The sequence below is a fragment of the Myroides sp. A21 genome (assembly GCF_000807225.1).
Lineage (GTDB): Bacteria > Bacteroidota > Bacteroidia > Flavobacteriales > Flavobacteriaceae > Flavobacterium > Flavobacterium odoratimimum.
On the sequence record NZ_CP010327.1, the window covers coordinates 3803315 to 3815971 of the forward strand.

Consider the following 12657-nt stretch of genomic DNA (forward strand, 5'->3'; position numbering starts at 1 on the left):
ACAATACTAATACATATTTCTAAAAAAAATCAAACATCCTATAATCACTACTAAAGAATAAAATCAACTCATAGCATTCTACTACGGTTTCTTTTTAAGTAAACTCTTTGCTGTTGCTTTCCCTTTTTCAGTTAAATAGTACCTCTGGTTACGGCTCGTAGGTTTATCAGGTATTGTCAAAGCAATATATTCTCTTTCAAGTGCTGCTTGCAAGTAATTTCTTCTAAAATTATCTCTATTTAGTAGCCCTAATTTCTCTTGTAATTCTTCTCTACTGTGTATATCAATAAAAGCTTTTAAAAACTCTATAACTTGTGGACTATCTTGCATGGTATCATGAATGCTATCTTGCACGGTATCTTGCACGGTATCTTGCACGTTATCTTGCATGGTATCATGGATGATGTCTTGCATGGTGTCTTGCACGTTATCATGCATGGTGTCTTGCATGCTATCTTGCATGGTATCTTGCACGTTATCATGGATGTTATCTTGCATGGTGTCTTGCACGGTATCTTGCATGGTGTCTTGCACGTTATCATGCATGGTGTCTTGCATGTTATCTTGCATATTGTCTTGCATATTGTCTTGCATGCTATCTTGCACGTTGTCATGGATGTTATCTTGCACGTTGTCATGGATGTTATCTTGCACGTTGTCTTGCACGTTATCACGTTCAACAAGTACAATTGGTTCTACTGAAGGAAGGGTAATCTTCAAGAAGTTTTCTGAAAACTGAAAGCAATCTGTACCATAGGCCTGCAATATTCTAGGGACACCGGACCCTAACTGTTCTACTAGGTCCAGGTCTTTAAGTATTCGCATAATCTCTTTATTTCGCGGTACAGAGAAACCATAAAAAAACTCTTCTTTTGACAGTCCATCAGGCAATCCTCCATAGGAAGTAATCTCTAATCGGTCATCGAATATCTCAAACTTAGGAGCGATCTCTCGAGTATAATCATTATGTACAAAGGCATTTAAAACAGCTTCTCTCAAAGCGATTACATTCCATAAACGCCTTTCTTTCCTTTCTTTTGCTGTGATTTTAGCTAGAGTCCGATTCTCTACATTTAATTTATCTAATACTTGGTGAGTTGCTTTTATCAGTGATTCATAACCAAACTCATTACTCTCTTCTAACTCTACCCTATCTAGCCCTATATAACGAGCTACTTTAACAGAGACACTATTACTGTCACTCATTAGATAAGCGACATAATTATATTCTTCTTTCTCGGTTAAAAGCTCTAGATTAGTTGCGAACTGTTCATTTAATGTCTTATTGATAAACTGAAAATAGATATGTAGTTGCTGGAACTGTAATTGTTGTTTAGGAGATCTAATCTTACTAATAGAGTTCCTAGTTCGTTTACTATACAAATCTTCTATTAGTTTAGTGGTCATGGGTTCTGAAGAGCTTCCTATTCTAATAAATGTTCCTTTCTCTGACATTCCATATTTCTTAATATAATAAGGTTTCTCAGATCCACCTGCTATAATAATTTTTATAACATTCTTGCCCTCTGTATTTTCAACAACTAGATCAAATAGTCCTAAACACGAAGGAAGTATATTAGTCTTTAACCTATCTTTAATAACTAGTTGATCCTGATCAAGATTCTTTACTCCTATAGGAGTATCTTTATTATTAATACCTATATAGAGTACACCCTCTTCATTGCTATTTAAAAAAGCCACAACTTCTTTTTCTAAATCTGAAGTTAGCTGTTGTTTAAATTCTAGATGCTTATTTTCGAACATAGCTTTAGCATTATTAACTACAACTAAAATACTGATTACGAAACCAATAAAATAAATCAATTCAAAGAAACTTAATCTTTTTTAGCAAATAAAAAACCTCAATAGAATGCATCTATTGAGGTTTTTGTTACTTTATTTTCTCTTGACTAAGCATTAGTATTCTTTAATAAACAACACTTCTTATATTTCTTACCACTTCCACAAGGACAAGGATCATTTCTATTAACCTTTTGCGAATTGATAATTTGATGATTAGTGAACTGATTTAAAATAAAATCATTATACATCTCATTACTAAAACTATCCATATCATCATCAAGATCTTCATTACCTTCTAACATCATATTGATTTGTCCAATAGTCTTTATTTCTAATTGTAATACTTCATCTAAATCTCCTGTAAGAAACATCATAATCTCTTCTAGATCTCCACAAGCCATGTAATCAACATACTCCAATTCAAATAACTTCTCAATCTCTGGCAATAATTCTTTTGCCTGAATATCAACAACATCTCCTATTAAAAGACCTATAAAATCAGGGTCTATTTCTTCTTCTTTACCCTTGATATAATAATTCATGACATCTTTCAAACACTTTATAACCTCTCTACGTCTTTTAGGTTGAAACAAAGCTAACTGTGAAATAGCAGATGTAACTGATGTTTTAGAATAAGTATATATAAGTGGTTTTTTGACGTAATCTAATAATACCTCTATTTGGTTTTGTCCTAATTCGTAGATAATCATCCATAGATATTCAGGTAACAGATCAGCAAAATACATGTATAAGTATTCTTCACTCTGTGCTAATACATGCAATAATTTAGGTAAACTCTCTGTTGCTTTTAATTCTCTTAATAATAATAAACTATTAAAAACAAAATTATAATTAGAACTATCAAATTCCTCTTTACTAAAATATGTATAACGAGCAATACTATCCTCTAACACAGTCTCTAAGTCATTTATCAAAGTGGCACGTGGTAAAGCTAACAACATCTGAATATCTTCTTCACTAAGTACTTCTTGTTTGTAAAGAAGTTCTATCTCTTTATGGCTAAACTTAGGTGCTAACTTCTTTCTTGTCTTAGGCTGCTTAATAGTTGTTCTCATAAAATCTTCTGTCTCCATAGTACTCTTACTAAGAACCTCTGTAGCAAGAATAAAATTCTCAAAAGCATCTATTAATACTGATTCTGGATTTATCTCTTTAAGTATATCGAGTCTTATTCTGGCTTGCTCAAAATCTCCTTTATAGACATAATACTGAACAGCTATATTAGACATTGCTTCTACTTCACTTACATGAAATACTGTTCGCTCAGGATACAATACCTTAAGGTCTAAAGAACTACCCAAAAGTTTTATTACCGTATCAAAGTCTCGATTATCAATACACATTGCTGCTTTATTAACCTTAGCAAATAAATATTCTGGGTGCTTTTTTATTATACTGTCATTCACCTCAATGGCTTTCTTGGTATTACCTTTTGTGTTATACCAAATCGATAAATAATTTTTAAACTGAGGAATACTAGGGTACGTAGCAATCGTTTTCTCTAATAACTTATCTCCATTTTTACTTCCTTGTATTGCCACTTCATGCATCTCTCCCATTAATTTTGCAACCTTAGGAGTTATTTTTTCATCTACTAGTTGATCATAAGTAATAGTATAACCTATTTGCTTTAGTTTTGCCATCATTAGAATTATTAAAATACTTATGCTAAAATAAAGCAAAAAAACCTTAACAGAATAAACTCTATTAAGGTTTTCTTTTTATCTAAAATAAATTATATTAAATGTTATCACAGATTGCTGTCAAAAATTTAAAATCCGTGATATAAATATCTAAAAATTATATCCTAAAGACACCATCACATTACGAGGTGCGCCTGCGAATACTCTCGTATAGTCAAAACCTCCAAGGAAGTAATACTTATCAAATATATTATTCACATTGACAGCTAATTTAAACTTATCTAAGTGATAATACACTGCTGCATTCGCCGTCATATAAGCTGGTAGATATCCCCACTGAGCATTCCCCTGAGTATCTTTACCTACACTTTCACTTAACCTTCTCTGATCGACATAATAAGCTCCTGCTCCGAATCCCAATCCTTTAAGTGCTGTATCTGAAAAAACATACTTTAACCAAATACTAACTGAGTTCTTAGGAGCTCCAGGTAACAGTTGTCCTTCTTCTGAAGCGATAGCAGACTCTTTTACCTCTGTGTCATTATAAGTATAGTTGGCCATAATTTGAAACTCTTTTGTAAGCTGTCCTCTCATATCTAACTCTACCCCTTGAGAGATTACTCTACCTGACTGTCTATACACAGGTAATCCTGCTTCTGTCAACTGTCCTGTACCGATAAGCATGTCTCTTCTCTCAATTCTAAATAAAGAGAAATCCATTTGTAACTGATTATCAAAGAAACCTGTTTTTAACCCTGTCTCTACTTGGAAACTCTTCTCTGACTTAAACGCACTATCCGCTCCATAATCCTTATAATTAGCTACAAAGTTAGCAGCCACAGGCACATACCCCTGAGAATAACTAGCGAAGTAATTAATCTTATCATTGATAAGGTAAGTTAACCCAACTCTAGGTAGCCAAGCATTCTGAGTCGCTGTAAAAGGAACCTTAGTATCTGTACTCTCTGACCTATAACTCTCATGTCTCAATCCCAATACCATTTTCAATCTTTCTCCTACAGAAATCTGATCTTGGATATAAACTCCTGTGCTCTTATAAGGGCTCATAAAAGGATATTGTGTGTTTGATCTCCATACATAATTAGTAATATCAGCGCCTTGATATACAGGATTATTCATGTCAAAAGTCAAAGCTACTACCTCTCCATTTTCTTTCTTACTGCGCGCCTCGCGTTGATAGCTATTTTTATCACCCTTATACTGAGCATAATCTACTCCTACTACGATATGGTGGTCAATATTTTTACCATATTTATCCCATTTTAAGTACGACACGAAGTTATCTGTGTACTCCTTACCATGACGATCAAAGAAGCGCAGATTCACCACTGTGTTCTCAGGTGGGTTAGCATACGTATTTAGTGTTCTGTGCTCATTTAAATCTTCTTCATAGATAGACTTCATATAATTCAAATGTAGATTTACATTATCTGTAATACGTTGTGTTAAGCGTCCACTAAGTGTCGTAGTCTTTGTCTTAAAATAATCTGATGGTTGGCTCAAGGTAAATGTACGTGGCAAAGCGTATAAATCTCCTCCCTTAGTACTCATACCTCTATCTAAATAACCATTGAATTGATCGAATACTAAATCTACATCAAACGTTGTTCCCTCCACTGGTTTAAACGTGAACGAAGGTGCTACTGCGAAGTTCTTGCGGTTATTAATATCTCTAAAGGTTTTAGATCTTTCGTACCCTGCATTTAAACGATATAATATCTTCTTATCTTTATCAATAGGTCCTCCTACATCAATAGTAGTTCTTAAAGTCTCAAAGCTCCCAGCTGAGAAATTAATTAACCCTTTGTGGTTTTCTAATGGTTTTTTAGTAACCATATTAATTGTTCCTCCTGGTGCAATATCTCCAAATAAAGAAGCTCCAGGTCCTTTAAGAACTTCGATACTCTCAAAGTTAATCGTCATCGGAGAACGATAGTAACTCTCTCCAAAACCGTAGGCAGAACGCATTCCATTTATTAGACGAATACCGTTGTCATATCCACTTTTAAATCCACGGATAACAAACTCATCATAGACTGACGCCTGTGTTACACCTGCCAAATCAGGAATTACATCTGCTACCTGGAACACTTGTTTGTCCTCCATTAACTCACTTGATACAATCGAAATAGACTGAGGTAAATCCTTTATTCTCCCATTGTACTTTCCTCCTAATACTGTAGAGTTGGTTAAATAAGAATTATTTCTTCTTGCCGTTACTAGAATCTCTTGTAATTGACTCACATCTTCTTCAAGCTTAACAACAAAACCTTCTTTATAGCTCTCCTCTGTAAGTTCTACTGACTTTTGCTTATATCCTAAAGCATTAATCTGTAGTAAAAGAGGAAACTGTACTTGATCTATTGTTTTAAACTCCCCTCGCTCATCACTCTCTTCTACATGATCAGTACCAATCGTAACAGTAGCATAAGCTATGGGATTATTCTTCTCTCCTAATATTCTACCCGATACCTTCTGAGAAGTTTGGGCATTAGAGAGATAAGGAAGTAATAGAGACAATGCTATTATTCCTGATTTATGTAAATATATTTTCATTAGTAAATGTGTTTCTTAATTTATATCCGATATAGGTATTCTCAAGTTTATTATCACTTGGGAATGAGTCCGTTATGAGTCCGTTATTTTATCCAAAATAACGGACTCATGATGAACTTACATTATAAACACTCAATTCTTATTCAGAACAGAGGTATTGTAAAATGGTAGTAAAAACTTACAATCCTGGTTATTTATCCCTAACCGTTCTATCCATATGTAGTGTCTCAAACTCACCATACATCGTCGTTTTAATGAGTTGAAAACCTTGTTTTTGCCAATATTCAAAAGCTCCTGTTAAGAAAGGATGCGTATGTAAATACAACATATCTATCCCTTTCTCCTTCGCTACTTCTAATAAAACATTAAACAACTTAGTTGCTAATCCCGTTCTTCGATAAGCAGGTTCTACAAAAAGACGAGCGACCTCTACGGTACGATTATCTCTATAATCTAAATAGTCAAAACGATAATCATAAGGCATCATTCCTATCACACCCATGATATTATCATCGTGATCTCTTGCCTGTAGAAAACATCCATGAGGGTGTAAAAGATAAGTCTGTTCAAAGTGTAAAAGGTCTTGGGGGACTATAGTACTATCTAACATGGGAAAAAGACCTTCTCTAAATGCTTTGACATATTCTTTTATATCTTGAGCTTGGTGTAACTCTACTTTACTGATCTGAATATTCATAATACCAACTATATTAAAGGCATAAACATAGGTTTGCCTTGATTATCTATACGGTGTAATGGCAACTGATAAGTCTCTTCTAACAATCGGTGTAACTCTTCCCCTTGTACCTCTTGAATATCTATCAACTGTTTGTTTTGCATCAGATAAAATCGCTCTCCATACATAAACGCAAGGTTGGGGTCATGCATTACACAGAGTACAGTAGTACCTTCTTCCGCCAACTGTTTAATGCACTTCAATACTGCTACCTGATAATGTAAATCTAAATGATTAGTAGGCTCATCAAGCATCAACACCTCTGGCTTTTGCACTAATACTCTACACAATAAGACTAACTGACGCTCTCCACCCGAAAGTGAGGTATAAGGTTTATCTATCAAATGAGATAATTGAAAGCGAGATAATATATCGACTACCTCTTGAAAATCTTGTTCTGCAGGAGCAAACTTCGCAAAGGAAGCCCTCCCTGTTAGAATAACTTCTTTCACCGTAAAAGGAAAAGTAGTCTGATGAAACTGATTTAAGAATCCTATACGCATATATTGTTCTTTTCCAAGTTTAATCATTCTGCGTTCTTGTCCATCAAAACACACCTGTCCGTGATACTTCTTTTCTAAACCTGCTAGGATATTAAACATCGTAGACTTACCACTTCCATTTCGCCCTAGTATAATAGAGAGTTTACCTCGCTCAAAAGACGCATTCACCCTGTCTAAGACCACTTCTTTAGCATAAGAAAACACTAAGTCTTGTATTTCTATCAACTGTCTCATGCGCTCCAACTCGTTAAACTCTTCTTCATCAAATAAATAAATATAGGTGCTCCTATAATCATCGTAAACACTCCTACTGGAATCTCAAAAGGCATTACAGCACGAGAGAAATCATCTATCAACAATAGAAAAGAACCTCCTATACTGATATTAGCCCAAACGCCAATATTGTTATTAGGTCCGAATACCATTCTACTCATGTGAGGCACGATCAGTCCGAATAGACTAATCACTCCAACTGCAGCTACCGAAGAAGCAGTAATCATCGTGGCTACACAGATAAGAACAAGCTTTAAATACTTAGGGTTCACCCCTACAGCTAAAGCTTCATTATCTCCTAACGACAAAAGGTTAAGCTTCCAACGCAGCAATACAATTATAAATAAACCCAAAAGTATAGGTGCAAATGCAGTGTATACTTTAGACCAAGAAGCAGTGTGTAAGTTTCCCATTGTCCACTGCACTATAGCTTGTAGTTTATAAGGGTCACTCATATATTGTAACAAGGTTAGCAAAGCTGTAAATACTCCTGATACGATAATTCCTGACAAGACCATACTTACTATAGAAGTACGACTCCCTGCATAAGATACTGTATAAGTCAATGCTACAGCACATATCCCAAAGGCAAAGGCAGACAGATTAATCGATATAAAAGGAAATAGCATAGCTAGAGCAGCTCCGAAGGCAGCTCCTGAAGAGATACCTAAAGTAAAAGGGTCTACTATAGGGTTGCGAAAGATAGCTTGTAACACTCCTCCTGATACAGCAAGAGAGGCTCCTACTAAAAAGGTTAAGATAATACGGGGCAAACGCACTTTCCACAAAATCGTCTCTATCGGGTCTGTAGAAAGTTCTGAACTGCTAAACCACTTCACAGTATGGCTAAATAGCTCTGCTGGAGATAAAGTCCCCGTAGTTCCCAACATAAGAGACCCTATTAATAACCAAATAGGGATAACCCACAATAACCCAACTTTAATGCTATATCTCATATATGGTTTATTTCTGACCTTTTGTATTGTATAATATATTCATCGCTTCATCTATCTCTGCTCTTAGTGCATCTTCTGTGTACTCAGGGTAACTCCATTGACGAACTTGCTTGGCAAATAATAAAAACTTCACTGTGTGAGGATCATATAAGAATGAAGGCTTCATAACCTTTACTTGTTTATTAACTACTGCGGGTAGATTAGCTAATTCACTTAACCCATATACATCACGCTCATTAGAGTTCCATAGAAGGATAATATCAGGATTCCATTTGTACAGCATCTCCGCTCCTACATTAGGAGCTTGCATCTCTAAAGGGCATGCATTAATAGCACCCGATAATGTAATCGCCATATCCATTAAAGTACCTTTACCCGAAGTAGAAAGTACTCGTCCTTTAGACCAAGCATAATATACTTTTTTAGGACTTTCTACCTTAGAAGCTTCCATTTCTGCTACTTCTTTTTCTATATAATCTGTGATTTTAGTAGCGCGATCAGCTTTCCCCAGTAGTGTTCCTATTCCTTTAAGTTCACTGATAATGCCTTTTTGGTCTTCACTAGCAATAGTAAACACAGCGATACCTAAATCTTCTAGTTGAGCTACAGCTTCTGCATCTTGATCAAAAGTGATAACTAAGTCTGGCTGAAGTCCTATAATCGCCTCCACATTAGAAGACCCTCCACCGAAAGTAGGTGTAGCAATCTCTTTCTTTGCCATACGACTATCTAAAGTAGATAGAAAAGAGAAAGTATCTTCATTCAAATAAATTTGTTGAGGAATACCCACTAACTTCTCTTGTGCATCTAACATAAATACATCATCTACCAGAGCCTCGTATAAAGCCACTACTCTAGTAGCAGGCTTAGATAGACGAACCTCTTTACCACGACTGTCTATAGCTACAAGCTCTGTTGAGGTAGGTTCTGTAGATTGTGTTGATTCTGTACTTTGTTTGCACGATTGTAATAATACAAGTGAAAACAATACAGTTAATAAATATCTTAATTTCATAATTCTTAGAATTTACTCGTCACAGATTGCAAATCTGCGACAACTGAGTTGCGGTTTACAGTTAACAGCTTACAGTTAACGGTTAACGGTTAACGGTTAACGGTTTACAGTTAACGGTTTACAGTTAACGGTTTACAGTTAACGGTTTACAGTTTACAGTTTACAGTACTATCAGGCTTCTGTTTCCTGTTTTCAGTTTCCTGTTTTCAGTTTCCTGTTTTCAGTTTTCAGTTCCCTATTTACTGTATTTCTTTTTGAGTAGTTTAGAAGTAAATAACTGTCTCTTCTCTAGCACAATATTATTTGCAAACTTGTTTGCCAATTGTTCATATAGATTACCGTCATAAGGCACTAAGAAGGTGTTATCTCCTTCTATAAACACAGGTAGATGCCTATTGCCTATATAAAAAGAGAAATCAGCTACCTCTTGTCCTTTATCCGATTTAAACTGTATTGTTAAAGTGGGTTTAATAACAAGTTGAGCGATTAATTCTCCTTGACAATACAATGCATCAGCGTGTTGCCAGTCCCTATTCTCCTTCAGTAGATGTAGTTCAACCCCGTTAGTAGTCAATCGATGAAATAGATGCTTTTGTGTTTCGAACCATTCGATTTCAAACACATCTATTCCCTCAACAATTCGTTCGCGAGGTTGAATATCATCTATATAAATTGTTTGTTGCATAAGTGAGTTACTCTGCTGCGTTTGCTTTTTTAGCTTTTACACGTTCTTTTAACCATTCGCACCACTCGTCTATTCCCTCTCCATTCGTTGTACTGATTGTCAATACTTCGATATTTGGGTTAACCTCTCTAGCATCTTTCGTTACATTCTCTACTGTAAAAGGAACATAAGGAAGTAAGTCGGCTTTAGACACTAACATTAATTCACTAGTCAAGAACATACGAGGGTATTTCTTCGGCTTGTCATCTCCTTCTGTAGTTGCTAATAAAGTAACTCTATAGTCTTCTCCTAAATCGAAAGCAGATGGACATAATAAGTTCCCTACGTTCTCTATGAATAATAAATCCGTTCCTTCTAGGTCAATATGATCTAGAGCTTGAAGAATCATCTGTGCTTCAATATGACACATTCCTCCTGTTACGATTTGAAGTGCATTTAAGCCTACTTCTTTCATACGAACAGCATCTCTATCAGTCTCTGGATCTCCTACTAATACTGATATGTTTAAGTCTTTTCCTAGACGTTTACCTGTTTCTTGCATTAAAGTCGTCTTACCAGAGCCAGGAGAAGAACAAACATTAATAACACAAACATTCTTTAAGCGTTCTCTAATAGCATTAGCTACAAAGTCATTTGCTTTTAACAAGTGTAATGTGGTATTATCACATTGTAATGAACCTACGCGATTTCCTAAACTTTTTGGATTCGATGCCATAAATAATGATTTATAATGATTGTTTAAATATTACTTTTGAAATATATAATTCGTTGCCTTGTACAATATCAGCTGACGGAGTACCACATGGGCAAACAAATCGGTGATACTCTACCTTAAAGTCTTTATCACAACTGTGACAATGCGCTATGATATCATTGACCACCACCTCTAACTCCATGTCTCTATAAACCTCATTATCGATGATAAAGGCATCAAAGGCGTTCTGTATCAGCACAGGCTGTACATTAGATAACAACCCTACTGTGACCTGTATTTTCTGAATATCTTCTACCTTAGCCTCATAGTGCTCTTCTAGTGTAGAAAAGATATCTTTCACGATTGACAATTCATGCATCGCTTTACATTTTAATTCTATATATACTCTACTATAACAGATAAAAAGGTATCTACAATTTTTAGACCCTTTTTTGTTTAACTGTGAAACTTGAAGTAATTCTTTACAGTTAAACTGTTTTTTGATTAGTGTGGATTCTCGCTGATTAGGTCAGTACTATTCTTTTCGGTTTGAATAGACACTAATTTCACTTTTCTTTACAAAATACTTTAAAGTGGTATTTCTAAGAATTGCTGTTGTTAATAAATCAAAACCAATCACATACTAGCCACGCCCCCTTTATTAACGGTACAAATGTAAAAACACTTCTCCATCAAGAATAGCACAAATCTTGACTATACTACCATAAAATAGGCATTCACATTTCTTTAAGAGTAGTGGATATAGGGAAATGAAGGAACGAGGAAGACACATAAAAACCTCACAAAGTTGACTGTGAAATACTTTCTTTACAAACACAATTGAATAAGACAAAGTATTTTAGTGTAAATATTCTTTTGTTTTAAATAATTGGTAAATGTATCTTTATGAAAACTAAGAGAATGAGGGAAAAGAACCTATATATAATAGCAGGTTGTAATGGAGCAGGAAAAACAACTGCTTCTTTTACCATTTTACCAAAGATTTTAGACTGTAAAGAGTTTGTAAATGCTGATGAAATAGCTAAAGGCTTATCTCCATTTCAGCCAGAAAAAGTAGCGTTTGAAGCAGGAAGAATTATGCTTAATAGAATTAACGAGCTCTTTAAGGATAACGAAGATTTTTCATTTGAGACAACTCTAGCAACCAAAAGCTATAAACAGAAGATTTTATATGCAAAAGAAAACGGATATAATGTAACGCTATTATTTTTTTGGCTTAAGGATTTTCAATTAGCGAAAGAAAGGGTAAAAGAAAGGGTTAAGGAAGGTGGACATAATATCCCAGTAGATGTGATTGAACGTCGTTACATAAATGGAATTATAAATCTTTTTGATATTTATTTAGATATAGTGGATGAATGTCTTATATTTGATAATTCAGAAGGGAATCATTTGCTAATCGCAGAAAAACATATTGGAGAATTGATATCTATTCACAATCCTGATAAGTTTAATGCATTAAAACAATATTATGACAGCAGAAGAAAGAGCTAAAAGAAAAGAAAAGATCATAAAAGGATTAGAGCTTGCCTATGAGAATATGATCGCTTTTAAGAAAGAAAAAAAGAGTAAAATAGTTGTAATACGAGATGGGAAAATCGTCAAGTTAAACCCTTAGTATTTGATTGAATATAATAGATGAAGGCTATCTGATTACTCGGATAGCCTTTTTAGTTTACAGTAATCGTTTTACGTAAATCTATATTCAGGACAAATGCAATAAAAAACCT

12 protein-coding genes are annotated in these 12657 nt (G+C 34.7%); 2 read left to right on the top strand and 10 right to left on the bottom strand.

The window, feature by feature from the left end:
* Positions 1–81: 81 nt before the first annotated feature.
* The 10 genes from MYRA21_RS16970 to MYRA21_RS17015 all read right to left on the bottom strand — a co-directional run bounded on the left by MYRA21_RS16970 (position 82) and on the right by MYRA21_RS17015 (position 11285).
* Positions 82–1824, bottom strand: a complete 1743-nt coding sequence (locus MYRA21_RS16970; protein ID WP_039329994.1) for an RNA-binding domain-containing protein — start codon at positions 1822–1824, stop codon at positions 82–84.
* 86 nt (positions 1825–1910) lie between these two features.
* Complete coding sequence (locus tag MYRA21_RS16975; protein ID WP_235279996.1) at positions 1911–3470, bottom strand: DUF1186 domain-containing protein; 1560 nt, start codon at positions 3468–3470, stop codon at positions 1911–1913.
* A 147-nt stretch (positions 3471–3617) separates the two neighbouring features.
* Entirely contained in the window at positions 3618–6044 is a 2427-nt protein-coding gene (locus tag MYRA21_RS16980) for a TonB-dependent receptor (protein WP_039329995.1), read from the bottom strand.
* Between the two features lie 190 nt (positions 6045–6234).
* Positions 6235–6741: a GNAT family N-acetyltransferase gene (locus tag MYRA21_RS16985; RefSeq protein WP_039329996.1), complete on the bottom strand. Its 507-nt coding sequence runs from the start codon at positions 6739–6741 to the stop codon at positions 6235–6237.
* 8 nt (positions 6742–6749) lie between these two features.
* Positions 6750–7517 (bottom strand): ABC transporter ATP-binding protein, encoded by a 768-nt coding sequence (locus MYRA21_RS16990; protein ID WP_039329999.1) that lies wholly within the window; start codon positions 7515–7517, stop codon positions 6750–6752.
* Positions 7514–8512: an iron ABC transporter permease gene (locus MYRA21_RS16995; RefSeq protein ID WP_039330001.1), complete on the bottom strand. Its 999-nt coding sequence runs from the start codon at positions 8510–8512 to the stop codon at positions 7514–7516. Before MYRA21_RS16995 ends, MYRA21_RS16990 begins: the two co-directional genes overlap by 4 nt.
* Positions 8513–8519: 7 nt before the next feature.
* A complete protein-coding gene (locus MYRA21_RS17000) occupies positions 8520–9527 on the bottom strand; it encodes an ABC transporter substrate-binding protein (RefSeq protein WP_006261519.1) in 1008 nt (335 codons plus the stop codon).
* 235 nt (positions 9528–9762) lie between these two features.
* A complete protein-coding gene (locus MYRA21_RS17005) occupies positions 9763–10212 on the bottom strand; it encodes an urease accessory protein UreE (protein ID WP_039330003.1) in 450 nt (149 codons plus the stop codon).
* Between the two features lie 7 nt (positions 10213–10219).
* Complete coding sequence (gene hypB, locus MYRA21_RS17010; RefSeq protein WP_006258231.1) at positions 10220–10927, bottom strand: hydrogenase nickel incorporation protein HypB; 708 nt, start codon at positions 10925–10927, stop codon at positions 10220–10222.
* Between the two features lie 10 nt (positions 10928–10937).
* Complete coding sequence (locus MYRA21_RS17015; protein ID WP_039330005.1) at positions 10938–11285, bottom strand: hydrogenase maturation nickel metallochaperone HypA; 348 nt, start codon at positions 11283–11285, stop codon at positions 10938–10940.
* A gap of 542 nt (positions 11286–11827) precedes the next feature.
* On the opposite strand from MYRA21_RS17015, the gene MYRA21_RS17020 reads away from it, so the two are divergent.
* Both MYRA21_RS17020 and MYRA21_RS19235 read left to right on the top strand, forming a co-directional pair.
* A complete protein-coding gene (locus tag MYRA21_RS17020; protein WP_006258233.1) occupies positions 11828–12421 on the top strand; it encodes a zeta toxin family protein in 594 nt (197 codons plus the stop codon).
* A complete protein-coding gene (locus MYRA21_RS19235; protein ID WP_006258234.1) occupies positions 12399–12545 on the top strand; it encodes a hypothetical protein in 147 nt (48 codons plus the stop codon). The genes MYRA21_RS17020 and MYRA21_RS19235 overlap by 23 nt, the downstream gene beginning before the upstream one ends.
* Positions 12546–12657 lie beyond the last annotated feature (112 nt).